Annotated in this window: 19 protein-coding genes and 1 riboswitch; of the genes, 11 read left to right on the top strand and 8 right to left on the bottom strand. The window is 45.2% G+C overall.

Going from position 1 to position 24,595, the window contains the following annotated elements; genetic code table 11:
* Positions 1–34: 34 nt before the first annotated feature.
* The 3 genes from JK628_RS15605 to JK628_RS15615 all read right to left on the bottom strand — a co-directional run bounded on the left by JK628_RS15605 (position 35) and on the right by JK628_RS15615 (position 4,552).
* A complete protein-coding gene (locus tag JK628_RS15605; protein WP_202285635.1) occupies positions 35–2,044 on the bottom strand; it encodes an MtrB/PioB family decaheme-associated outer membrane protein in 2,010 nt (669 codons plus the stop codon).
* Positions 2,045–2,061: 17 nt separating this feature from the next.
* Positions 2,062–3,000, bottom strand: a complete 939-nt coding sequence (locus JK628_RS15610; RefSeq protein ID WP_202285637.1) for a DmsE family decaheme c-type cytochrome — start codon at positions 2,998–3,000, stop codon at positions 2,062–2,064.
* Between the two features lie 688 nt (positions 3,001–3,688).
* Positions 3,689–4,552, bottom strand: a complete 864-nt coding sequence (locus tag JK628_RS15615) for a universal stress protein (RefSeq protein WP_202285639.1) — start codon at positions 4,550–4,552, stop codon at positions 3,689–3,691.
* A 117-nt stretch (positions 4,553–4,669) separates the two neighbouring features.
* Here JK628_RS15615 and JK628_RS15620 point away from each other — a divergent pair, with 117 nt between their 5' ends.
* Entirely contained in the window at positions 4,670–5,869 is a 1,200-nt protein-coding gene (locus JK628_RS15620; RefSeq protein WP_202285641.1) for a cation:proton antiporter, read from the top strand.
* Positions 5,870–5,958: 89 nt separating this feature from the next.
* Here the strand turns inward: JK628_RS15620 and JK628_RS15625 are convergent, their stop codons facing one another.
* Positions 5,959–6,537 (bottom strand): thymidine kinase, encoded by a 579-nt coding sequence (locus JK628_RS15625; RefSeq protein ID WP_202285643.1) that lies wholly within the window; start codon positions 6,535–6,537, stop codon positions 5,959–5,961.
* A gap of 674 nt (positions 6,538–7,211) precedes the next feature.
* Here JK628_RS15625 and JK628_RS15630 point away from each other — a divergent pair.
* Positions 7,212–9,347 (top strand): M3 family metallopeptidase, encoded by a 2,136-nt coding sequence (locus tag JK628_RS15630; protein WP_202285645.1) that lies wholly within the window; start codon positions 7,212–7,214, stop codon positions 9,345–9,347.
* Positions 9,348–9,434: 87 nt separating this feature from the next.
* Here JK628_RS15630 and JK628_RS15635 read toward each other — a convergent pair whose 3' ends face one another.
* The 3 genes from JK628_RS15635 to JK628_RS15645 form a co-directional block, all read right to left on the bottom strand.
* Positions 9,435–11,006 carry a Na+/H+ antiporter NhaC family protein gene (locus tag JK628_RS15635; RefSeq protein ID WP_202285647.1) on the bottom strand — a complete coding sequence of 524 codons (1,572 nt, stop codon included), beginning with the start codon at positions 11,004–11,006 and terminating at the stop codon, positions 9,435–9,437.
* A gap of 79 nt (positions 11,007–11,085) precedes the next feature.
* Positions 11,086–11,307, bottom strand: a riboswitch (Lysine riboswitch).
* A gap of 197 nt (positions 11,308–11,504) precedes the next feature.
* The gene (locus JK628_RS15640; protein WP_202285649.1) at positions 11,505–12,428 is read right to left on the bottom strand and encodes an electron transfer flavoprotein subunit alpha/FixB family protein; all 924 of its coding nucleotides are present in this window, start codon (positions 12,426–12,428) and stop codon (positions 11,505–11,507) included.
* Positions 12,428–13,177: an electron transfer flavoprotein subunit beta/FixA family protein gene (locus JK628_RS15645; protein WP_202285651.1), complete on the bottom strand. Its 750-nt coding sequence runs from the start codon at positions 13,175–13,177 to the stop codon at positions 12,428–12,430. Before JK628_RS15645 ends, JK628_RS15640 begins: the two co-directional genes overlap by 1 nt.
* A 338-nt stretch (positions 13,178–13,515) precedes the next feature.
* Between JK628_RS15645 and JK628_RS15650 the strand changes: the two genes are divergently transcribed.
* The 6 genes from JK628_RS15650 (at position 13,516) to JK628_RS15675 (ending at position 20,412) form a co-directional block, all read left to right on the top strand.
* Positions 13,516–13,908, top strand: coding sequence for an H-NS histone family protein (locus JK628_RS15650; RefSeq protein WP_202285653.1), 393 nt, complete (start codon positions 13,516–13,518; stop codon positions 13,906–13,908).
* Between the two features lie 158 nt (positions 13,909–14,066).
* Positions 14,067–17,114: an amidohydrolase family protein gene (locus JK628_RS15655; protein WP_202285655.1), complete on the top strand. Its 3,048-nt coding sequence runs from the start codon at positions 14,067–14,069 to the stop codon at positions 17,112–17,114.
* Positions 17,114–18,490: an amidohydrolase family protein gene (locus JK628_RS15660; protein WP_202285657.1), complete on the top strand. Its 1,377-nt coding sequence runs from the start codon at positions 17,114–17,116 to the stop codon at positions 18,488–18,490. The genes JK628_RS15655 and JK628_RS15660 overlap by 1 nt, the downstream gene beginning before the upstream one ends.
* Positions 18,491–18,633: 143 nt before the next feature.
* The gene (gene rcsF, locus JK628_RS15665) at positions 18,634–19,017 is read left to right on the top strand and encodes an Rcs stress response system protein RcsF (protein ID WP_202285659.1); all 384 of its coding nucleotides are present in this window, start codon (positions 18,634–18,636) and stop codon (positions 19,015–19,017) included.
* 25 nt (positions 19,018–19,042) lie between these two features.
* Complete coding sequence (gene tsaA, locus JK628_RS15670) at positions 19,043–19,789, top strand: tRNA (N6-threonylcarbamoyladenosine(37)-N6)-methyltransferase TrmO (RefSeq protein ID WP_202285661.1); 747 nt, start codon at positions 19,043–19,045, stop codon at positions 19,787–19,789.
* Entirely contained in the window at positions 19,789–20,412 is a 624-nt protein-coding gene (locus JK628_RS15675) for an acyltransferase (RefSeq protein ID WP_202285663.1), read from the top strand. The genes tsaA and JK628_RS15675 overlap by 1 nt, the downstream gene beginning before the upstream one ends.
* Positions 20,413–20,483: 71 nt before the next feature.
* Here JK628_RS15675 and JK628_RS15680 read toward each other — a convergent pair whose 3' ends face one another.
* A complete protein-coding gene (locus JK628_RS15680; protein ID WP_202285665.1) occupies positions 20,484–21,338 on the bottom strand; it encodes a LysR family transcriptional regulator in 855 nt (284 codons plus the stop codon).
* A gap of 217 nt (positions 21,339–21,555) precedes the next feature.
* Between JK628_RS15680 and JK628_RS15685 the strand changes: the two genes are divergently transcribed.
* Genes JK628_RS15685 through JK628_RS15695 form a run of 3 tightly spaced genes read left to right on the top strand, consistent with a single transcriptional unit; the run spans position 21,556 to position 24,579 of the window.
* Positions 21,556–23,169 (top strand): hypothetical protein, encoded by a 1,614-nt coding sequence (locus JK628_RS15685; protein ID WP_202285666.1) that lies wholly within the window; start codon positions 21,556–21,558, stop codon positions 23,167–23,169.
* Between the two features lies 1 nt (position 23,170).
* Positions 23,171–23,881 (top strand): 3-oxoacid CoA-transferase subunit A, encoded by a 711-nt coding sequence (locus JK628_RS15690; protein WP_202285668.1) that lies wholly within the window; start codon positions 23,171–23,173, stop codon positions 23,879–23,881.
* Entirely contained in the window at positions 23,878–24,579 is a 702-nt protein-coding gene (locus tag JK628_RS15695) for a 3-oxoacid CoA-transferase subunit B (RefSeq protein ID WP_272931628.1), read from the top strand. Before JK628_RS15690 ends, JK628_RS15695 begins: the two co-directional genes overlap by 4 nt.
* The last annotated feature ends 16 nt before the right edge of the window (positions 24,580–24,595 follow it).

Here is a 24,595-nt window from a genome sequence, read left to right on the forward strand (position 1 = left end):
GTTTTCCTCAAACTTAAAATGTGACTGATCCGACTTAAAGCAGCTTGTAGCTGAAGGTCAACATCAGTTGATGGGCGTTATAATTGTGATTTAGTTCACCTAGGGTGATTAATCCTGAATTGTTATCGGCTGTGACCGCTGCGCTGTCTGTATCGAAATAACGCTCAAACTGGTAAGCCAGTTTCAGTGCCATTTGCGGCGAGATCAGGTATTGGCCATAAAGACTTACACTGTGGTTATAGGAATAGTAAGCACCGTAAGCACCGTCACTTGATGGATTAACACCTGTGTTGCTTTCGGAGTTGGCAAAAAGGTAATCCATGCCTAAGGTCAGTCTATCTTCCATCAGGCCAGAGTAGGTTGCGCCTAGCCCTAGGTTGATAAATTCGTCACGAATTTCAGTATGCCAAATAGCGCTTTGATCGCCACTTTGGTCTGAATCAATCCATTGCTGACCGGCAAAAGCATAAACGGATAATGGCGTTGATAACTGCATATGTACGTTAGCGTCATAGCCATAATCTTTAGCCTGAGTTAAACCAATTTCAGTCGCGTCATAGTCATCATTGGCATAGTAAGTGCTAACATCAAAGGTCAACCACTCTAGTGGCGTGTAGCTGGCTCTGGCATTGATCTCGCTGCGATTACGATCTGCCAGGTGATACTTGCGCATCAACGAATCTGTTTCGTCAGAGGTGATTTCATCGGCTTGGTAATCACTGCCACCGCGCTCGCCATAACTCAAACCAAAATCAAGGGTTAGCTTATCGATAGCACGAATGCTGAGTTTGCTCCAAAGCTCATTATCTTGAGTCTCTTCACGCTCACCATAACTGCGTTCAACTTGCTTGTAGTCATAACCCGCTTGCAGACGGTAGCCACTGGCTAAACGGTAGCTTGCGTTAGCTTTAAATGATTGGCGTTCAATATCCATCGGCGTGTTTTGCTTGAATGCACCCGACATGGAGTTGTATTCATACTGGGCAAAATCAAATACTGAAGAGCGGTTATCACGCTTGCTGTAGTCGTAACTTGCCCCTAAGCGTAAGCGATTACTCACTCGCGTACTTGCCGCTAGATTGCTACTAAAGGTGTCGACTTGGCCATCCCAGTTCTGGATAGGGTTACCACTCATCTGTACTAGGTCTTGATCTTGGATCATACGACCCGATACCACGCGGCCACTAAAGACACTTGAGGCTAGACGATATTGACCCGATAACGACAGCTGATGTGCTTGGTTATCAGGCGTTGCACTGTAGACATCGTAGTTGTATGGCAGGCTTAGGTCGCTAATATTGTTCTCATAACGAGAGCCGTGATAGCTCAATTCTGACAGCCAGTTATCACCATCAAGCACTACACCTGCACTGAACTTATCGGTAGTTTCATCCACAGGCTCAGCAAAGTTTACTGGGCTTGGACTCATCAAACTTGCAGAGCGATTACCCGTTTTGTCTTCGCGGTCATAACGGGCATAACTACTAAGGCCAAGTTCGGTTAGCTTAGAAAAGTCATACTCAAAACCAATACCACTGCGCTGTCTCTGTAGATTAAGGTCGAGTACGCGAGTTTGCTCACTTGGCGTGAGCATACCCTTGTTATGCCACAGATTAGTTTGTGCATCGCTATACTGATTAGTGGTAATCGTTTGAAAATCAACATCAAGCTTATACTGCTCACTCTTAGCAGCTTCGATGTTGATAAAACCATTATCCATGCCTAACTGATGCGCCTGAACCTTAGCGCGATAGCCGCTTTTCTGGTATGCCATATCGGCGTTAACACCCGCGATAGCACCATCAGTACCAGTGCCAAGCTGATTAATTGCATGGTCGTCATCAGAACCAATAGCGCCAACACTTGCGCCCATCGAACCTGAATAGCCATCATTAGAAACACAACGCTTACACTGGTAATTCGCTGTTTTTAGATTTTCAGTATTTGCTTGTTGGACACCGAAATCGGCCGCTATCGCACCAGTTGCCGTTCCGAAAAAGGCTAGAGTGATCAAATTTAAAGAAAATAATTTAGTTAAACGCATAATACTCACTCCTAGTCTTAACGGGCAAAGTTGCTGCCAGCTGGATGGTTAGAACCATGGATTTTGCTGTGACAATTTAGGCAGCTTTTACCTGCACTAAAGGCATCTTGACCCGCTTGCGTTGCTACGCGGCTTGCGTGACCATCATCAGCGTGGCATTGCTGGCACAACTGAGGTGTTCGTGTCTTAAGCAAAGCGTCGTTAACACTGCCGTGTGCTGTATGGCAGCTTGAGCAGTCTTCCATTACAGGTGCATGCTCCCACAGGAATGGTCCGCGTTTATCGGCGTGACATTCGGCGCAGGTTTCATTTAGGCTTGGCTTGATCAACGCACTTTCGGACATTGAACCGTGTGGGTTATGGCAATCGATACAGGTCATCTGATCCCATTTCATTGGGTGCGATGAACGCTTATTCATATCCGCTTTAGCGCGGGTATGGCATGAGGTACAAGTATCGTTAACCATGAGACGGTCAAGTGCAGGGTCTTTAGCGGCATGAACGCTATGACAATCAGCACAGGCCACCTCTTCTAAGTTGTGGGTACTGTTATGCCACGCCATCTGCTTAGGGTCGTTATGACACCCCTGACAAACACTGTTCTGAGTTTCTGCAGGCAGCTTGCTGCCGTCGCTAAAGCTAATCATTGGCTCTTTTCCACCACGATTATGCTTACCTAGTGGACCGTGACAGGCTTCGCACTGCATGCCAGCCATTGGTGACTTGCTGCTATTCATATCGCCATGAACGCCATCAAAAATCGCTAACACCTTAGCGCTTTTTTTATGGCACATAAGGCAAGTATCTGCACCTTTAGTAGAGTATTTACCTTCGGCAAACTTCTCGGTTAACTTTTGTTCGAGTTGCTCAGAATCAAGAGAATCCCAAGGAGTTGCTTGGGCTGGAAAAACAATAATGAGTAATGAGAGTAAACTCGTAGCCATGAACTTGGCCATAAAACTCACTGACTTTATGCTATTGAAGAAGGACATTAACTGACAGACCTGTTGTATATCGATAGAGGTATTCTAGAGTCTGTTCAGCAATTGTTTCAAGCGCATACATGATGGACTTAAAGTTGAGGTTTAAGCCATAATTTTAGAGAAACCAATTACTAGCTCACAATATAAACATGCGGATCAAGTACACCTTCAAAGCAGTGAAGAATAAAATAACTATATATTTCAGCAGAATGAAGTTCAGATGGGAATGATTATTATCTTTAGCAGTTATTAATTTAGTAAAGTTATGTAAATCAATTGATTTTACGGTGATAAGTTATCGGCGTTAGATCACGAAAATATTTCGCACTCGTCAGCACAAACGCAAGAGTACTACTTAAGTTATAGCCGGTAGTGTTAAAATTTAAACGAATCACAACAGATACACAGTAAATATAAGCATCTACTTTTCAATATTAATCAGCTCTAATCATAAAAAATGACCTTGAAACAAATCTCAAACCACAGTCAGCTTTATTCACAACAGACCGATAATGAACATATCGGATAACAGTTGTGGCAAGCTGTTCACGGTTTGTTCGAGAAGTGACTCAACTTAATTTGAGTACTCGATCAATTATCAGTGTTATATGTAAGTTACCTACCTAAGTGCTCAAAAAAACTATAGGTTAGCAGCCTCAAATTAGGGCTCAGTACGTTGCGGCACCACCAGTACATTACTTCGAATTCGCGATAAAATTGATTCAGCGGTATTGCCGACAACATAACCCAGTATGCCTTGCCTCTGCCGAGCCCCCATAACCAAATACTGTGCTTTCAACCGGCAACTCAACTCAAAGAGGCACATGTCAGCATCACCAGCCAAAATATGGACATACTCTTTGTCTAGCCCTAGCTGCTCGATCTCTTGGCTATGACGCTGATAGGCATCCTTAATTAAGGTTCGGCTATTGACCAGATCCATATCCCGCAATACTTTAGGCACACGGATCACAAAACCTAAATGAAGCTCATAACCCGTTGCAGCTGAAAGTTTTTTTGCTTGCGTTATAACGGCTTGATTGAGTGCTTGCTTAGATGGATTATCACTTCCTAAATCCACTGCCATTAAAATTGACTTGGCTCGATTCAACGGGTTATTACTAAGTAACATCAGCGGTACTTTAGTGTGACGAATGAGCTGCCAATCCAAGGGGAGGAAATGCGCTGACTCATGGATAGATTTTACCATCATGGCATATTCATCACAGCCAGCATGCCCGCAAGCCTGTTCGAATATGTTTTTACACCACATACTAACTATGGGGATATTGGGCGCATTAAGCTCGCTCAGTTGCTGCCGAACATATGCAATATCATCGGCTAATACTTGTGCCCGCACAGACGCTGCAATACGAGGATTATAGTAGGCATCACCACTGAGGGACTCATAACTGTATGCGGCAATCTCAGGGGCTAGTTCCAGCTGTTCAGCCAACACAACACCTGCTGCTACGGCGTTGGCTTGTTGTTGATTTTTCTGTGAAATTATGAGTATCTTATCCATAAATGCCTCCTTAAGCGGGCTTTACTTCAACATAGCAAATGACTGAATTTACTCCTTGATCTTCATCATTAAAACGCTCAATATTCAAGCAACGTTAGCAGTAATTACGAGGCAAATATGGCGGTAGACCTGTTTATTATCTCGTTATGTTTAATTCTATTTTGCGGTAAAGTTTTTGGTAGTCTATTCGAGCGGTTAGCAATGCCTGCCGTGGTCGGAGAGATCCTCGCAGGCCTTCTTTTAGGGCCGACATTATTGAATTTTGTCACCCCTCACCCAACTTTAGCGGTCATGGCTGAATTAGGGGTGATTTTGCTGCTATTTTCAATTGGCTGCGAAACATCCATTAAGCGACTCTATCAAGCCGGCGGCCGCGCAGTGGCTGTTGCTGTGCTAGGGATCTTATCCCCGGCTATCTTGATGGGATTAAGTAGTGCTTATTATCTTACCGACTCCCTATTTACCGCTATTTATCTAGGGTGCGCATTAACCGCCACCAGCATAGGCATCTCATTACGTGTATTGGTTCAAGCTAACCAAGGACAGACTACCGTTGGTAATATTATTTTAGGTGCAGCGGTAATTGACGACGTCATAGGAGTGATATTACTCAGTATCCTGTTTAATTTTGCTAGCCAGGGAGCGCTTGATATCGCTAGTACCTTGCTACTGATCGGCAAGGTGCTTTTATTTTTGATCCTCACCCCACCAATCGCTAGGGCACTGCTCTATCTTGCCCGAGCGTTCAAACCCGCTAACGATAATTCCGGATATGAAGTCGTCATAGCCATGATATTAGTTTGCTTATTTTCGTGGCTGGCGCACCTGTTTGCAGCACCAGCATTACTCGGTGGTTTCGCTGTAGGCTTAGCGCTGAGTCGACAATTCATCTCTCCATTCAATCGCTATTTAGTTAATCCCTTCGCCTTTACGCACAAAATGGAATTATCAACCAAGACGCTCGTTGACGTGTTTACACCAATCTTTTTTGTCTATGTTGGTATTAGTTTAGATCTAAGTCAGCTCGATTACAGTGCCAGTGGCGTATTGCTGTTACTGTGGCTATCTCTACTGGCAATTTTAAGTAAACTTGCCGCTGGTTGGCTTGCTGGAGGGGGATGGAAAAATAAACTCATTGTAGGCAGTGCCATGGTACCTCGTGGCGAGGTGGGCTTAGTATTTGCTGAATTAGGCAGGAAAATGGATATAATCGACAGTAAACTGTTTACCGAATTGGTAGTGATTATCGCGATAACCACATTGATAGGTCCATTACTGCTAAAGTGGAGCTTAAGAGATAACGTCAAATACGCATAGCGATTTATTTAAACAATCTGTATATCTAAACCAGCCACATTTAGTGACTGGTGATAATTAAACCTCAACGGTTCTGGGAAAATAATAGCCTAATCCCAGATAAACTCTCGAAAGTGCTTACGGCAAACTGACTCGTAACTCTCATTACCACCAATGGCGACCTGTTCACCCTCTCTCATTGGCTTGCCGCTACCATCAAGACGCACCACCATATTGGCTTTACGACCACAGTGACAAATCGTTTTCAGTTCGACTAGCTTATCGGCCCAAGCAAGTAGGTATTGGCTGCCACTGAACAACTCACCTTGGAAATCGGTTTTAAGGCCATAACACAACACTGGAATATCGAGAATATCGACCACATAAGTCAACTGCTTGACCTGCTCTTTACTCAAAAATTGAGATTCATCAATTAGAATACAGTGCAGCGTTTGCTCTTTGTGAGCAGTGCCGATCATATTGGTTAAATCATCATCACTACCAAATACCTGCGCTTCGGTCTCGATGCCAATACGCGAAGCCACTTTACCTACGCCATATCGATTATCGATTGACGCCGTCATGACTAAGGTATTCATGCCGCGTTCACGGTAGTTATATGAAGACTGTAATAATGAAGTCGACTTACCGGCGTTCATTGCTGAGTAATAAAAATAGAGTTGCGCCAAACCGAGAGTCCTTAAGGATGAATTCATCGTTAGTCTAGCATTATTAGCTAGCACAAATCATCCACAATCCACCATATAGTGAGGCTAATCATTTGCTATTTTACTCACTAACTTTATCACCTTAACTAGTGTAACCCTCTAGAGAATAGCTAAACACTAGTGAGTTAACAGCTATTTTTAAGCGCTCTGATATCAGTATGATATAGCGCAACATTAATTGTTCACCCTCCCCTTACACTTGTCGTACAACGTTAATATTTAAAACTCAATTAAAACTCATATGGCCCACAAAACAACACACATTTAATGAGATAAGTTAACGCCATTATTAAGGATCAATTAACAAACAATTGATAGTGTCACTTGTAGACCCATCCGACTTAAAGATGCAGGATTCAGTGGGAGTTTAATGGGCTTTAATCAAGGCATTGATTGCCACGAATGGTTTCTCCCTTGGTAAAATCAATAACACAGAGTAAAGCCCATTAAAACCCATCATAGAAGGTGTTGTGCAAACCCACTTCGTTGTTGCACTCACTTAAAATGGAATAACCATTTCTATGTTAATGCGCCTAGAATTGAACTAGCACAGCGCCTCTGAAACGAGCATCTTCAGGTAGGATGGGTATAAAACTCATAAGAAATAACAACTATAATGAAGGAAGTATTACCAGATGCATAAAACACTCATCGCCGCAGCTATTACTGCAACGCTCGCGTTAAGCGCCTGCTCAACCACTAAAAACGATCCAATGGCAGCGACTATGGTGCAAACTCAGAATCCTTTTTTACAAGCCAGTGTTTTACAATATCAAGCGCCTGACTTTAGCTTGATTAAAGACGAGCATTTCGCACCAGCGCTTGAACAAGGGATCAAGGAGCATTATCAGGAGATCCTCGAATTAGCCAATAACCCCGATGCAGCCACATTCGACAATACCATTGTGGCGATGGAAAAAAGTGGTCAGCTGTTAAACCGTACCTCTAAGGTTTTTTATAACCTCACAGGATCAAACAGCAACCCAACACTGCGTCAGGTACAAGGCGAAATGGCGCCAAAAATGGCAGCGCATTCTGACAATATCAACTTAAATCCAGCACTATTTGCTCGGGTAGAGAGCATCTATAACAGCCGTGCAGATCTAAACTTGTCAGCCGAAGCTAACCGCTTAGTCGAAGTTTACTATCAGCGCTTTGTTCGCGCCGGTGCCAAACTGAGCGATAGCCAGAAACAGCAGATCCGTGCACTAAACGAAGAGCAATCTACACTCACCAATGAGTTTGCTCAGCGCTTAATGCGACTGACCAAGGAGATCGCTGTTGTTGTAGACAATGAAGCTGAACTCAGTGGTTTGTCAGACAGTGCCATTCGTGCCGCGGCAGCGGATGCTACAGCCAATGGCCACGACGGTAAGTATCAACTCAACATCACCAACACCACGCGCCAGCCAGTACTGACTCAGTTAGATAATCGCGAGCTGCGCCAGCAAGTGTGGCAAGCCTCTGCCAATCGTGGTCTTGAGGGCGAAAATGAAACGGCCTCCTTTGTTGCCCGTTTAGCGCAGCTTAGAGCGGAGCGCGCAGCACTGCTAGGGTTTGACAGCTGGGCAGATTACCGCCTTGCCCCACAAATGGCCAAAACGCCAGAAGCGGTGTACAAGATGTTCGGCTCTATGGTGCCAGCCGTTGTTGCCAACACCAATAAAGAAGCTGCCGATATCCAAGCGATGATAGACAGCACTGGCGGTGATTTTGAATTGGCACCGTGGGACTGGGCTTACTACGCCGAACTTGTTCGCAAAGATAAGTATGACTTAGACGCCAATGCTATCCGCCCTTACTTTGAGTTTGACCGGGTATTAGAAGATGGAGTTTTTTATACCCTTAAAGAGCTTTATGGTGTGAGCTTTACGCCTCGTCCAGATCTTCCTGTCTACCACCCAGATGTGAAAGCCTATGAGATGTTTGATGAAGATGGTACTAGTTTAGCCATTTTCTACGCCGACCATTTTGCCCGAGAAGGCAAACGCGGTGGAGCCTGGATGAGTTCGTTTGTTGGTCAATCTGAATTGCTAAACAGCAAGCCTGTGGTCGTCAATGTGATGAATATTAAAAAGGCGCCAGCCGGCGAACCGACCTTTGTCAGCTACGATGAAGTGACTACCATGTTCCACGAGATGGGCCATGGCACTCATGGTATGTTCTCTAAGGTAAATTACCCTACCCTTTCTGGTACCTCGGTTTCACGCGACTTTGTCGAGTTTCCATCAACCTTCGAAGAGGATTGGGCGGCGCATCCCAAGGTGTTAGCTAACTATGCCAAGCATTATGAAACTGGTGAGCCTATCCCAGAGGAGCTGCTTAATAAACTGCTTAAATCACGCAGCTTTAACCAAGGCTTCGATACCCTTGAATATATGTCGGCAGCACTGGTTGATTTAGAGTGGCATTCACTTAAAGCGGATGCTCCACTGCAAGATGTTGCCAGCTTTGAAGCTGCGGCACTTAAAAAACATGGGGTTGATCTGCCAGCTGTACCGCCAAGATATAAATCGACCTACTTTGCTCACGCGTTCCCTGGTGGCTACTCAGCTAGTTATTACGCTTACATGTGGAGTGAAATCCTAGCGGCCGATGCCTTTGCTTACGTGCAAACTCAAGGCGGCTTGAACCGTGAGATAGGCATGAAGTTTAGAAAAACCATTCGTGAGGTCGGTAATACTGTGCCGCCAATGGACGCCTACAAAGCCTTTAGAGGTCAAGAGCCAACGACTGAAGCCTTGCTTAATCGCCGTGGTTTAAACAACTAATACTCGTATTCATACTGTATTAATAGCTACAAAAAAGCCGCTCTCATTGAGAGCGGCTTTTAAATGCCTAACGAAAAGCTTTCTAAATTAAGTGGTCGTTCGCTGACAAGATTTAATCCGCAGTATAATCACGCTAATCACAAACAACACACTACAGGTCAATAAGCCTGCCATCACTGACTCAGTGAAACCAAGTACAATGTAGCCACCTAAACTAATGCCTGCGACAATTAACGCATAGGGTAACTGCGTGATCACATGGTCGATATGATGGCAGTTCGCGCCCGTTGAAGACAAAATGGTGGTGTCAGATATCGGTGAACAATGATCGCCAAATACTGCCCCAGCAAGCACTGCAGCCAGCATTGGTAGCATCATGCTCGTGTCACTTCCCATCGCCATATCAGCAGCAATAGGTAACATAATACCGAATGTACCCCAGCTGGTGCCGGTAGAAAATGCGGTTAAACCAGCCAGAATAAACAGCACTGCAGGCAACATCGCAAACGGAATATTACCGGTCGCTAAGCTCGCCATATACTTACCAGTTTCAAGCTGACCGATGACACCTGCTATCGTCCATGCAAAGAGCAAGATGTAGATTGCTGGCAGCATAGATTTCGCGCCTTCAACCACGCCTTTAACGATCATCTTCTTCTCAACACCTTGGTAAGTAACCAGCACAAGCGTGACGATTAAACCAATTAAGGCACCAAAGAAGAGTGATGAACCAACATCGGTATTTTCGAATGCGCCAATCAGGCTAAAGGCTTCATTTTTAGCAGCCAGCGCATCACCACCACTACTCACCATAAAGTAGAATGTAGCGAAGACTAAGACCGTAATGGGTAAGAATAATCCGAGGATTTTACCGGTATCCGCTTCTGGCAAACCAGAGTTGGCCCCAGGGGGTAATCCTTTTGACTCATCATAAAGGTTACCTTTCTGCGCATTAAGCTCATGTTGACGCATAGGGCCAATATCGAGGCCCATCAGCGCGACACACAGTAGCAGTAATAATGCGAAGATAGCGTAGAAGTTCATCGGGATCATCTGCACAAATGTGCTTAAATGTCCTGAATCTGTAAAACCGTGGGCAGTTAAAATACCACCAATCAAGGCAATGATGTACGCGCCCCAGCTTGATACAGGCGAGATAACACAGATAGGTGCAGCCGTTGAATCCAGCAGATAAGCTAACTTACTACGAGAGATGTAGTAACGGTCAGTGAGCGGTCGAGCAACACTCCCCACAACCAAACTATTAAAGTAATCATCAATAAACACCACACAACCCAAGAACATGGTTAATAGTTTGGCATCACGTTTATTACGAATATGATTGCGAGCCCAATCGGCAAACGCACGAGCCGAGCCGCTAACGGTAATGAGCGCAGTGATCATCCCAAGCACGACGAGGAAACCAAGAATGTATAGGTTCCAGCTATTGAGTGCGCCATCATCCCACACTAGCGCCAGAACTTTAGCACCCACGTATTGGGCAGTATTTGCAGCAGAGAAATCGGTCAGCAGTAGTGCACCCAGTAGGATCCCCACCCCAAGAGAAAGTAAAACACGACGGGTTAACATCGCCAGTACGATTGCAACTACCGGAGGCAGCAACGAAAGTGCCGAATCGGCATAGCTTAAAATTGTCATTTAATTATTATCTTCGCTAAGTACGAATGGAGGCCGACTGAACTGGTGGGAGTTAGCATTGAGAGCTGATTACACCTGTCCTATCAGTAGCGCTCCACAGTAATATCAATGTTCGACATTAATATAAAATCTTCTTATCTTCCCGATAAGAAATACTATGGCAGTGCTGTTCCTATTTGGTAACAGCCCCAGCAACAAGCCTCGATATGCTTTGTCACTTCGGCATCAAATCCTTTCTCAACAAGTCATAGGCATCACCCTACTTGTCGGTACTAATATTGAATGCACCTCTACTTCTAAGGACGTTAAATAGACTGAGCTAATTAACGTGAGTGTCATAAAAACATAAGCGGCTTTAGGGATGCTACCCTAAAGCCGCTTATCGTGACACAGATCTCAAATATTACCAACCAATACTCACGACCGATAACAGCTCGGCAACCTTATAAAAACAACTCTGTGTTTTTTCAGCTTGCCAGCAGCCTAACGGTGGATAAGTTAAAGCTGCTCTAATAGCTGTGGCACAGCATCAAACAGATCAGCTTCCAATCCATAGTCAGCCACCTGGAAAATTGGCGCTTCAGGATCTTTGTTGATTGCCACGATCACTTTTGAATCTTTCATGCCAGCGAGATGCTGGATAGCACCAGAAATCCCCACGGCGATGTACAAATCAGGCGCAACAATTTTACCCGTTTGCCCCACTTGCAGATCGTTAGGCACAAAGCCTGCGTCTACTGCAGCACGTGATGCACCCAGTGCCCCACCTAACTTATCGGCAAGTTGCTCTAGTATGCCAAAGTTCTCACTGTTGCCCATTGCACGCCCGCCAGAGACAACAACAGACGCGCTTCCCAGTTCAGGGCGCTCTGATTCGGTCAAACTCTGAGATACAAACTCAACTTGAGGCGCAATCTCTTGCGTCAATGTCACAAGTTCAGCACTGCCATCGCCTGCCACTGCATCAAATGCACTTGAGCGCACTGTGATCACCTTCTTGTCATCCAAGCTCTGGACTGTCGCTAACGCGCTGCCAGCATAGATAGGACGAACGAAGGTATCATTACTCACCACTTCTATCACTTCTGATAACTGGTTTACGTCGAGTAATGCCGCTACCCGAGGCAATACATTCTTACCATGGCTAGAAGCCGCGGCAAGCACATACTCATAGTCCGCTGCAACTTCAGTGACGACTTCCGCAGTGTTTTCAGCTAGGCCGTTAACATAAACGGCGGCATCGGCAACTAATACTTTTCGTATGCCATTGAGCTGTTGTGCACTGCCAACCACATCGCCACAGTTGTGACCGACAACGAGTACATCAATGTCGCCACCAATGGCTTGACCGCATGCCACCACTTTAGCGGTATCCAGTTTTAGACTGGCGTTATCGTGTTCTGCTAATACTAAAATTGCCATTAGATCACCTTCGCTTCATTCTTTAACTTTTCAACCAACTCTTCTACAGAAGATACCATCACACCCGCACTGCGCTCAGCAGGTGGAGTCACTTTAACGACGCTCTGGTGAGACTTGAGGGTCACATCGAAATCGGCTGGAGTGAGTGTCTCAAGTGGTTTACGTTTAGCTTTCATGATATTCGGCAATTTTGCGTAACGTGGCTCGTTTAAACGCAGGTCAGCGGTAACCACAGCTGGTAAAGGTAGCATCAGTGTTTGCAGTCCACCGTCAACTTCGCGAGTCACCGTCAGCTGTTCAGCATTCACTTTTACTTCCGAGGCAAAGGTTGCTTGTGGCATTTTGCCAATCGCCGCTAACATTTGACCCGTTTGGTTGTTGTCGCTATCAATGGATTGCTTACCCAAGATAACTAAGTCTACTTGCTCTTTTTTCTGTACCGCATGAATTAGCTTAGCAACAGATAAAGGCACAAGGTCTTCGTCAGTCTGAATATGGATAGCTCGATCAGCACCGAGTGCTAGCGCCGTTCTCAACTGCTCCTGCGAAGCTTTTGGACCGATGCTCATGACGATGACTTCAGAAGCGCTTCCCGCTTCTTTTAAACGAACGGCTTCTTCTACAGCAATCTCACAAAACGGGTTAATCGCCATTTTAAGGTTTGCGGTATCGACACTTGTATTGTCAGCATTAACCCTGACCTTTACATTGGCATCGACGACACGTTTTACTGGCACCAATACTTTCATAGGGCTTCCTTGTTACGTCTCTTAATGAACGGGATTATGCGAATAGTCACTTATATAGCACAGCAACTATTACAGAAATTAGAGTCACTTTACGTGCTGTTGACGTTAACGTCAACCTAGAGTCGAACACCTGTTCACATTAATATAATGAGATAAGGCGTAATTGGCCGATATCGATAACATTTGAGAAATATAATCGTCTTTTTCACAAATTAATCTTAATTAATACTTTTTATTCTCAATTAAACAGAAATAACATTTGATCCTTATCGAAATAGTTCCTATTATTTGGAACAGAATATAAAATCCTTTCCTATTTTAATTGGACGTTAATCATCATGAGCGAATTTTTAGATATATTGACCCACGGTCGCCGTTTTAAAGCAGCAGTTAAAGAGCTATCTCTTGAAGAGTTAAAAGATCTTGCTGTAAAGCTTGAAAAAATCATCGAAGAAAAAGCATCTCAAGCTGAAGCTGAAAATGAAGCAATGGCTGAGCGTAATGCTAAAATTGAAGAGATTCGTCAACAAATGGAAGCGATTGGTTTATCAGTTGACGATATTGGTGGCGCTGGCGTTAAACCAGCTCCTAAGAAACGTGCACCACGTCCAGCTAAATACCAAATTGAAGTGAATGGCGACATGGTTCAATGGACAGGCCAAGGCCGTATGCCAACTGTATTCAAGAATGAATTAGAAAAAGGTCGTACAATGGACGACTTCCTTATTTAAGTTTCCGTTTACTGCCTATAAAACCCAGCTATTGCTGGGTTTTTTGTTATTACGCATCCAAGAATCATATTCTAAGTTACAAATACTGTTTAGTAATTGTTGTTAAGTTAAGATATCCTCACACTTCCCCTACTCTTCTAACAAACATAAGTACGGTAATGCATAATTATAAAATAAAAGCCCTTGTCGCTCTACTTAGTGTGTTAACCAGCTACAGCACAGTAGCCAATGAGCAATTGACGGATAATACGCCTAGAATCACTGCGTTAAGTCATGCAACGCTAATGTTGAGCCCCGGAAAAACGCTAAACGATGCCACCTTGTTAATTGAAAATAATCGAATAAAGTCGATTATTAAAGATAATGACATTCCCGAAGGCGTTCTTGAGATTAACTTAACAGGTCATATTATCTATCCAGGTTTTATAGATCCATTTACCGAGTATGCAATCGAATATGAATCAGTAAATGAAGCTAGTGATAATCCAGTTTATGAAATAAAACGAATTGGTGGTAATGCAGAGAATGGAGCGATTCATTCAGAAAAAGAGTGGTTCAATTATGTTTATCCCGATCAAGAACAGGCGAAAGAGTGGATTAACAATGGTTTTACCAGTGTTCAATCTAGCTATTTAGATGGCATTTTCAGAGGGCGTGGAGTCAGTTTATCTCTGGCGGATAAGAAAGCGAACGATATTATTTACAGAGCTAAAACCAACCAGTTTATGGCATTTGATAAGGGCTCATCTATACAAGATTACCCGCAGTCATTAATGGGGAGTATCGCGCTTATTAGACAAACATTTTCAGATGCACGTTGGTATAACGACAATATAAGTAAGAGTTCAAATACTAGTAACAACATTGAGTTTAACATCGCATTAGAGCGCCTAGCGGGTCTTGAAGAACAAAGCTTTATATTTCAAACCAAAAATTTGAATAATCAAATAAGAGCAGCTAGATTATTAAATGAGCAAAAAGTAAGAGGCAGCCTAATTGGTAATGGTCGTGAATATGCCAGAATCGATGAACTAAAGTCTTACCCATATAGTTTAGTGTTACCGTTGAATTATCCTGCCGCACCAACAATCATTGATAGTGACAGTGCACGTGATGTGAGTTTAGCGACACTAAGACATTGGGAAAGCGCGCCGAGTAACCTTGCTGTAGTCGCTCAAGCAGATGTCCCTTTTGCACTAACTCAATATGGGATAAAAGCCGACAAATTTTGGCCACGACTTAAGCAAGCAATAAAACGCGGCTTGGATGAAGAGACCGCCCTTGCCGCACTCACAACAGAAGCGGCAGAAATTGCAGGCATAAGTAACATGGTCGGCCAACTAAAGCCTGGCTTTATGGCTGATTTGGTCATTAGTAATGGTAATGTATTTAAAGACGGCAAGATAACAAGCATCTGGTTGCAAGGTGAAGAGCGTCAATTAATCAATCGTGATCTTGCTATGCTTGCTCAACCATACCAACTGCAAATCAACGAGCTCACCTTCGATCTAAACATTGCACAAGATCCCAGTTTAAGCGGGACTTTATCCAGTGGCGAAAAAGAGATAACCCTGGCCAACATCAGCTTCAATCAAGGTCGAATGACTTTTAGTGCTGATTTAACCGAAGCGGGTATTAGTGGCATTAGCCGCTTTACATTGTGGTTTGATGAAGCAGGCCTTCGTGGCCGCCTACTCGACAGTAACAGTCAAACCATCCCCTTTGGTGGTACCAAACTCGAGCTTGTTATTGATGATGAGCCAACGCAGCAACAGGACCAACAAGCGACCTTAAAGCAAGTTGCCAATCAAACATCACCTAATGTGGCCTACGGTCTACAACAGCAACCTATTCAAGATAAGCTGCATATCAAGAACGCCACTCTATGGACATCAGCTAAAAACGGCGTACTTAACAATACTGACTTAATTATCTCTCATGGTGACATCGAAGAGATCGGCAGTAAACTGCGTACGCCTTCAGGTTACCATGTGATTGATGCAACGGGTATGCACCTAACCGCTGGTATCATCGATGAACACTCACACATAGCGCTCAATGGCGGCACTAACGAAGCCACCGATGCAGTCACCTCTGAAGTCAGAATTGGCGATGTCATCAATCCCGACGATATCGCTATCTACCGCGGTCTTGCCGGTGGTGTCACCACAGCGCAAATTTTACATGGCAGTGCCAACCCTATTGGTGGTCAGGCACAGATCATTCAGCTCAAGTGGGGCGACAATGCCGAGCTGCTAAAGTTTGCAGGTGCTCCTGCCAGTATAAAGTTCGCTTTAGGTGAAAACGTCAAGCAGAGTCATTGGGGCGATAACTTTAATAGCCGCTTCCCGCAAAGCCGCATCGGTGTGAAATCACTCTTTAGTGAAGCCTTTAATGAAGCGCTAGCATACCGAGCAGCACAAAAAGCGTATAAAAAAATGCGTTCAAGCGAGCGCAGGCGCACAGTTGCACCGCAATACAACTACCGTTTAGAAGCTGTTGCAGAGGTATTAGAGCAAAAACGCAGCGTGCATATTCACTCCTATGTGCAGTCAGAAATTTTAATGTTTATCAGACTCGCCGAAGCTTACAACTTTAAAGTAGGTACCTTCACCCATATTCTTGAAGGTTATAAAGTTGCTGATGAGATGGCAAAACATGGTGCTTATGCATCAACCTTCTCTGACTGGTGGGCATACAAATTTGAAGTTTATGATGCGATCCCGCAAAACACCTGCTTGATGCAAAGCAAAGGCGTACTTACCAGCATCAACTCTGATGATTACGAAATGCAGCGTCGACTCAACCAAGAAGCGGCTAAATCGATGATGTATTGCGGCATGACAGCAGAAGATGCTTGGAAAATGATCACCATTAACCCTGCAATACAGCTAGGCATCGATGAAAAAGTCGGTTCACTGGTTGAAGGTAAACAAGCGGATATCGTGCTTTGGACCGATTCACCGCTGTCGGTTTACGCCAAAGTGGAATCAACTTGGGTTGAGGGCCGTCGCTACTTTAGCCGCGAGCAAGATAAGCGAGCTCAAATTGACGTTGAAACTGAACGCGCTGCATTAATTCAAAAAATCCTCCACAGCGACGACGCCGACAAATTGGGCGAAACCAGCAGCGAGAAAATGGAACCTGAATGGCACTGCGACACCCACTTCAACGCTTGGCAACAAACTGCTCAAGGAGCACTATAATGATGGTTACTCAATCAACTAAACACGCTTATTCGCTGCTTGGTGTTGTTGCTACTCTTGTTGTTAGTAGCGCGGTTTTTGCTCACGACATGCTACCAGCCCCCATTGAAAGCGGCGTTGTATTATTGACTAATGCCACCGTGCATACCGTTACTGAAGGTGAATTGGCACAAACTGACGTACTTATCTCTGAGGGTAAGATTATTGCGGTAGGCCAGAACTTGGCTACGCCAGTAACAGTTGATACAGCCGCCCCAACGGACGCCGAAAAGGCAACACAGAACTCAAGTGCAACTACAGCAGGGTTAATTGCAGATGCCGTGGTTATTGATGCCACTAATAAGCACATCTATCCCGGATTAATCGCCCTTGATACCACCATGGGGCTGGTTGAAGTTGAGATGATGCGTTCAAGTAATGATGCCTACGAGGTTGGCTTTATCAACCCACAGCTTGAAGCAATTAGCGCTTTTAACCCAGACTCGGAGATCATCCCCACCGTTCGTGTTAATGGCATTACCCATGCTCAAGTTGTGCCACAAGGTGACGGTCTAGCAGGTCAGTCAGCCCTTGTTTCAATGGACAGCTGGACTATCGAAGATGCGCTGGTTGATAGCAATAAACAGTTCCACCTCTATTGGCCTTATATTCGTTGGCTGTCATCTGATACGGAAAAGCGTCAAGAGCAGCTTGACGATCTCAGTCAGCGTGTAGACAAAGTGCACCAAGCATTTGCCGATGCTCACCGTTATCAACTGGCGCTGAAAGCGGGTAAAATTGCTAAAATCGATCTACGCTGGCAAGCATTAACATCCCTATTTGATGGCAATGCGCAGCTGTTTGTCCATGCTCAGTCACAACAGCAGATAGAGGAAGCAATAGCACTGAGCAAGATCTATGGCTTTAAGATAGTCATTGTGGGCGGTTATGATGCTTGGCGATTAGCGGATGTGTTAAGTGAGGTCAATGCATCGGTTATTTATACCCAAACATTGAGTTTGCCTAAGCGCAGGGATGAGCCGATTGATCTCGCATTTAAGATCCCAGCACTACTTAAGCAAGCCAATATTCCATTTGCACTGGGTTTCTCATCTGACTGGAACAGCCGTAATTTACCCTTTGCAGCAGGACAAACCGTTGCTTATGGATTAACCAAGTCGCAAGCGCTACAAAGCATTACCCTTGATGCAGCAAAAATACTCGGTATCGATGATATGGGCGCGATCGCCCCTGGATTTAAAGCCAATATAATTATTGCTACTGGCGACATATTAGATCCGATGCAAGCCGCAATAGAGTCGGTATACATTGATGGTCGAAAAATTGATTTAAATAATCGTCATCAACAGCTTTATCAAAAGTACCTAAAGCGCTAAAATTCAAAGTTATAGCGCTAGTAAAATATTTTGACCGAAAAAGTGCTCTTTATGAGCACTTTTTTTTGAACACCTTTTTAGTGTTAGGCTTTTCTATAAATGTCTTTCGCTAGCCCCAACAACTCATATAACAGGCACTCACTATGAAATACCTACTTCCAGCATCTCTTGTCCTTTTACTTAGCGCATGTGCGGGTGAATATGCCTTTAACAGTAACCTTGATAGCGATGCGATTAATGACTACTTCAAAGTATCCGATGTCACCCTCTATGAAGGAAGTGTTCAACCTAGAGGGCCATATGAAATAAAAGGTCTAGTTGAAGGTGAAACCTGCCAAATTGGTGACAATGATGCTCCCGCGTCTATCGTTGAAGCTCGCACCTTGGCTCGCCGTGCTGCTGCCGACAAACAGGCTAACGGTCTAGTGATTAAAAACTGTCTTTTAATCGAAGAAGCAACACCCAACTGTGTTACTCGCGCCCTTTGTGTTGGCCAAGCAATTGCTACTACCAGCGTACAAGAATAAACACGCTTCACACCAAGAGTAATCAATGTCCTTTACTAACCAGATCCAAGCTGTCGCATATTGCCGCACGCCTTATAAACAAAAGTTTGGCATTCCGCGCCAACCGGGGCTCGTTCCCGCAGCTCGCGGCTTTGTTGAACTCGCCGCCCCCTTTAATCAAGTTGATGCAGTGCGAGGACTTGAGCAATACTCTCACCTTTGGTTGTTGTTCTGCTTTCATGAGAATTTGGCACAGGGCTGGAAGACTACGGTTCGTCCGCCAAGATTAGGCGGCAATGAAAAGCTTGGTGTATTTGCCACTCGCTCAACTTTCAGGCCAAATGGCATCGGCCAATCGGTGGTGAAATTGCATGCAGTGCATACCGACAATGGTAAAGTCAGGCTTGAGATCTCAGGTATGGACTTACTCGATGGCACACCGATTGTCGATATAAAACCCTATATACCGTTCTCTGACGCCATTAATGACGCCTATGCCGGCATAGCCCAAGATGCGCCAGCGTTGGCAAGTGTGACATTTTGCGAAACAGCCCAGCAGCAACTGCAGCAGTATCAGCAAAATCCCGCTTACCCACGCTTAGCTGAGCTCATTGAAGATGTATTGGCGCAAGACCCCCGCCCAGCTTACAAAAAAGCAAAGGAGGATCCTAAACTCTATCAAGTCGCCCTCTATGACTTAGATATACTGTGGAAAATGTTGCCGCAAGGAGTTGAAGTACTTGAAATCATCCCTTCACAAGTGGGCATATCTAATACCTCGGACACACCATAATGACCATAGCGGCTAAGCCTGATTACCAAACCCAGCATAAAAAACGTCTGTCCTATATGCCATGGCTGTATTTTTCGTTGAAAGAGAAACACCTAGTTTGGGCTAAACCTTGGCAAGATGAAGTACAAGCTCACTTTAGCGCCGTTGAGACAGTATTGATTGGCGAGAACTGCTTTATTGCCCCTGAGGCAAATCTGTTTGCCGAGCCAGGTCGTAATATTGAAATGGGTAAGCAGTGTATGATCGCCGCCGACAGTTTTTTACACGGCCCTATCAGCTTGGGTGATGAGGTCGCCATCAATCATGGTTGTTCATTCGATGGTGGCCGCCATGGGATCACCATTGGCAACCAAACCCGTATCGCTAATAATGTCACCATCTATGCTTTTAACCATGGTATGGCGCCAAATAGCCCTATTTATCAACAAGCCTCTAACTCTAAAGGCGTGATGATTGGTGACGATGTATGGATTGGCGCGCAAGCTGGCATTGTCGATGGTGTCACTATAGGTGATCATGCGGTAGTGGGTATGGGGGCTGTCGTTACTAAAGATGTTGCCCAGTACGCCATTGTTGCAGGTAATCCAGCTAGAGTGATCGGTGATAGACGGGATAAGGTTTAACGGATTACGCCGACCTTAAACAAGGTTAGCACTGTTTTAACTTATTATAGCTGCCTATTTACAGTACACTTTTATAGAGTTTCTCCTCGATTCTGCGATGCTTTACATACCGATTTAATGGCGGTAATTAATGGCTCACTAAGCCGACCCAGCGTGTACGCCAAGCCAATTTTTTTAATCAGTTCAACCCCCTCTATGGGGCGCAATACTATGCCTTCATTTTGTCTGATCTCCCCCCAATCAGGCAATAGAGCAACGCCAACTCCAGCGTTCACTAGTGGCCAAGCATACTCGATAGTTCTGATGTTTGCCCGGCTCTGGAACTGTACTCCTTTGAGGGCCATCGCCTGTTTTAACTTCTCAAATGCATCACAGGGAGTGCGATTTATAAAGGCGAGCCCATCAAGATCTTCAATACTAATTACAGGCTTAGTCGCCAGCGACCAACTCTTTGGTATGGCCAGTTGATATCTATCTAGCCAGATCGGTAGAAAAGTCTCGCTACTGTTAATGGACTGAGATAACACCACCCGTGCATCACAAGCCTCATCGGGGTCGACTAAGGTCAGTTCAAGATCATCAATCCGTTTAGATAAGTCATTCAGCAGCGAGCTCATTCGCTCTGCACCCAATGAGCGCATTAAGCCAAGTTTCAATGGTACCGGAGTCGGACCATCACTAAACAGATGCAAGATAGATTGCTCGTTGTCACTCATTTCACGTGCTAATGGGTAGAGTTTATCGGCTGCTGAGGTCGGCCTAACACCGCCAGCATGACGAATAAATAGCGCGATACCGAGCAACTGCTCCAGTTGTGATATCGCTGCAGTTATAGAGGGTTGGGAGACAAAACAGCTTTTAGCAGCGGCTGTGATGCTACCCAGTTCATAGACTGACTGAAAGTACTTTAATGATCTGAGTTTCATAAAATATCCTATTAGACTCGCGCGAAACCTCAGCAGCTAGTCTACGCACGCCTGACTATAGCTGCAATGACTATAGCTTCAACCACCATAGATAGCTTTTGCCTATACCTTACATAAATAGATAGTATTTTTGCTATAACCACAAAATGTATATGGTTAACAGAGATGAGTTAAATTTTGACCGATATCGCACTTTAAAATAGATAGGACAATAATAATGACCACTCAATTCCCTGCTGAGCAGATCTTAGTTACCTCAAGTTCAACCCCGACAAAGCATCTTGTTGTTAACAATGAAGGCCGCACAACGACACTGGCTCGTTATGGCTATGGCGATGACACGACCAAGATTATCGATAACGAGAATCTACTACCCACGGGGCTACTCAGTCGCTTGCATGCATCCTACCCACAGCACTCTGGTTTACTCGAGAGCCGTGAATTTCTATTTACCGATAAAGAGCACTACTCAGGCCTGTCAGGATTTCGGGAAGTCTGCGCCATTCTGAACAACAACGGCATAGACATTGGTCATATCGATGAGCGCGAATTTTTTGTGGAGGTTTATCGCTTTCTCGCCACTCGTCACTCCCTTAACAGCATCAATTGGGATGACTACCCAACCGATTCAGTATTCCAGTTAGTTTTTCCTCAGCCAGGAATGATAAATCCTGAGACGACTCAAACCTATATCGATGCAAAAGAACCCAAGGCACGCACTCAGGTCGCCATTGAGTATATGGAGAAGACCAATCCCCATGACGGCAATCAGCAGTTAAATAAACCTTGGTTTGTAAACGACGAAGGCGTACTTGAGTTTCTCGATGGCAGTCAGCACAAATATCCGCAATGCCAATTAGTTTTCGATAAGACAACCCAAAACTGCTTCTCCTTCTGTACCTACTGTTTTCGTCATGCCCAAGTACGTGGCGATGAAGATATGTTTATTCAAAAAGATATCGCCCAACTGCATGAGTACCTTAGACGACACAAGGAGGTAACCGACATTCTGATCACTGGTGGCGATGGCGGCTATATGCCGATGAGCCGCTTAAAGCAGTATGTAATGCCCTTAATCGAAGACCCAAGCCTACTGCATGTTAAAAACGTCCGTTTAGCAACGCGAGCACTGACCTTCCAACCGGAAATGATATTAACCGAGAAGTACCAGCCGATGCTTGAGCTGTTCGACATTATGCGCGATAACGGTGTTCAGCTTGCATGGATGGCTCACTTCTCAACACCACGAGAGCTTCTCAACCCAAGCACACTTGCGGCGATTCGTCGCCTACAAAACCACGGTGTGAATATTCGCAGTCAAAGCCCGATGATGAACCATATCAGCCTGTTTATGGATGATGAAGGGGGCGTCGATGTCGAGCGCTCAGCACAAAGCTGGATCGATCTATCCAACATCCTTGGCATGCTCTGCATTGGTTTCCACTCGATGTACTGCGCCCGCCCTACAGGCGAGCACCACTACTACACTGCGCCACTAGCTGACATGAGCCGGATTTTCAATCGGATCTATCGCTCATTAGCATCAATTAACCGACCATCTCGCCATATCTCAATGACGATCTCGGCGGGTAAACTGGCCATTTTGGGTACCTCAATCGTCAATGGTGAAAAATGTTTTGCGCTGCAGTTTACCGAGGCAAGAAACATGGAGTGGATGGACAGAGTTATCTTGGCAAAATTCGACGAAACCGAAAATAAAATCGACTGTTTAACCCCATTAGATAGCGACAAATTCTTCTTCGAAGATGAGCTCAAAGAGATTGAAACTCAGCTAGCCGACGCGCTACAGCAAAGATTAATAGGAGCATGAGATGATAGATAAACTGATGCTCTCGCCATCGGCAGCTGTTGCCGATATCTTCGATGGTGCAACGGTAATGATTGGCGGTTTTGGCGAGTCTGGTAGTCCAATTGAGCTTATCCATGCCCTTATCGATCATGGCGCTAGAAACCTCACCGTCATCAATAACAACACCGGCAGCGGTCATGTTGGTTTGGCGGCACTGATTGAAAACGGCCAAGTAGGCAAGATGATCTGCTCATTTCCACGCACTGCTAATTCAACTGTGTTTCCCGACCTTTACCGCGCGGGAAAAATTGAACTTGAGCTAGTGCCTCAAGGCACATTAGCAGAGCGCATTCGCGCTGGCGGTGCTGGTATTCCCGCATTTTACACCGCAACATCGGTCGGTACCCCGCTCGCCGATGGCAAGAAACATGAGATGTTCGATGGCCGTGAGTATGTGCAAGAACTGGGGCTTAAAGCCGACTTTGCGCTCATTAAATCACGACAAGCGGATAGGTTGGGTAATCTGCGCTATAACAAAACCGCACGAAACTTTGCCCCTATAATGGCGATGGCCGCTAACTGCACCATAGTGCAGACTCAGGAGTATTCAGAGGCGGGAGCAATCGACCCCGAGATAGTGGTGACCCCTGGCATTTTTGTCGACCGAATTGTGACCGTCAAGCAGCCAGCACAAGAGTCGAAACTTGTCGCAGCAGGAGTAACCTACCCATGAGCAACCCGATAACGGATACAAAGCAACAGACTCAAGCTCCTCAATCAACTGAGCAAAAGCCGCTTGGCTGGAGCCGCGAACAGATGGCGCAAAAGGCGGCGCAGGACATTCCCGATGGTGCCTACGTCAATTTGGGTATAGGGATCCCAGAGAAGGTTGCACGCTATGTGCCCGAAGGACGCGAGGTGATCTACCATACCGAAAATGGCTTACTGGGTATGGGGCCAAAGCCTAATGATGAAGAGATAGATTTTGAGCTGATCAATGCCGGCAAGAAGCCTGTTTCGGCAATAGCTGGAGCTGCATATTTTCACCATGCCGATAGCTTTGCCATGATCCGCGGCCAGCATATCGATATCTGTGTATTAGGCGCTATGCAGGTGTCTCAAAAAGGCGATCTTGCCAACTGGTCAACTGGCGCCGTCGATGCAATTCCTGCAGTAGGCGGCGCGATGGATCTAGTGGCTGGAGTGAAAACCATCTTCGTCATCACACAGCACACCACAAAACAGGGCGATGCCAAGCTGTTAGAAAACTGTAGTTATCCGCTGACAGGCCAAGGCGTTGTCAGTCGCATCTATACTGATCTCGCCGTGATTAAGGTAACCAAGCATGGCCTTGAAGTGGTAGAGCTGGCACCTGCTGTCGATTTTGATTATGTGCAGCAACGCACGGCCTGTGAGCTTATTCGCCCCTAGAGCTTGCCTTGCCCAA

The sequence above is a fragment of the Shewanella sp. KX20019 genome (assembly GCF_016757755.1).
In the GTDB taxonomy this organism is placed as follows: Bacteria; Pseudomonadota; Gammaproteobacteria; order Enterobacterales; family Shewanellaceae; genus Shewanella.

Coding starts and splice junctions, on each gene's coding strand:
- JK628_RS15605 (WP_202285635.1), bottom strand. CDS start 2,044: ATGCGTTTAACTAAATTATTTTCTTTAAATTTGATCACTCTAGCCTTT.
- JK628_RS15610 (WP_202285637.1), bottom strand. CDS start 3,000: ATGGCCAAGTTCATGGCTACGAGTTTACTCTCATTACTCATTATTGTT.
- JK628_RS15615 (WP_202285639.1), bottom strand. CDS start 4,552: ATGGATAAGATACTCATAATTTCACAGAAAAATCAACAACAAGCCAAC.
- JK628_RS15620 (WP_202285641.1), top strand. CDS start 4,670: ATGGCGGTAGACCTGTTTATTATCTCGTTATGTTTAATTCTATTTTGC.
- JK628_RS15630 (WP_202285645.1), top strand. CDS start 7,212: ATGCATAAAACACTCATCGCCGCAGCTATTACTGCAACGCTCGCGTTA.
- JK628_RS15635 (WP_202285647.1), bottom strand. CDS start 11,006: ATGACAATTTTAAGCTATGCCGATTCGGCACTTTCGTTGCTGCCTCCG.
- JK628_RS15640 (WP_202285649.1), bottom strand. CDS start 12,428: ATGGCAATTTTAGTATTAGCAGAACACGATAACGCCAGTCTAAAACTG.
- JK628_RS15645 (WP_202285651.1), bottom strand. CDS start 13,177: ATGAAAGTATTGGTGCCAGTAAAACGTGTCGTCGATGCCAATGTAAAG.
- JK628_RS15650 (WP_202285653.1), top strand. CDS start 13,516: ATGAGCGAATTTTTAGATATATTGACCCACGGTCGCCGTTTTAAAGCA.
- JK628_RS15655 (WP_202285655.1), top strand. CDS start 14,067: ATGCATAATTATAAAATAAAAGCCCTTGTCGCTCTACTTAGTGTGTTA.
- JK628_RS15660 (WP_202285657.1), top strand. CDS start 17,114: ATGATGGTTACTCAATCAACTAAACACGCTTATTCGCTGCTTGGTGTT.
- rcsF (WP_202285659.1), top strand. CDS start 18,634: ATGAAATACCTACTTCCAGCATCTCTTGTCCTTTTACTTAGCGCATGT.
- tsaA (WP_202285661.1), top strand. CDS start 19,043: ATGTCCTTTACTAACCAGATCCAAGCTGTCGCATATTGCCGCACGCCT.
- JK628_RS15675 (WP_202285663.1), top strand. CDS start 19,789: ATGACCATAGCGGCTAAGCCTGATTACCAAACCCAGCATAAAAAACGT.
- JK628_RS15680 (WP_202285665.1), bottom strand. CDS start 21,338: ATGAAACTCAGATCATTAAAGTACTTTCAGTCAGTCTATGAACTGGGT.
- JK628_RS15685 (WP_202285666.1), top strand. CDS start 21,556: ATGACCACTCAATTCCCTGCTGAGCAGATCTTAGTTACCTCAAGTTCA.
- JK628_RS15690 (WP_202285668.1), top strand. CDS start 23,171: ATGATAGATAAACTGATGCTCTCGCCATCGGCAGCTGTTGCCGATATC.
- JK628_RS15695 (WP_272931628.1), top strand. CDS start 23,878: ATGAGCAACCCGATAACGGATACAAAGCAACAGACTCAAGCTCCTCAA.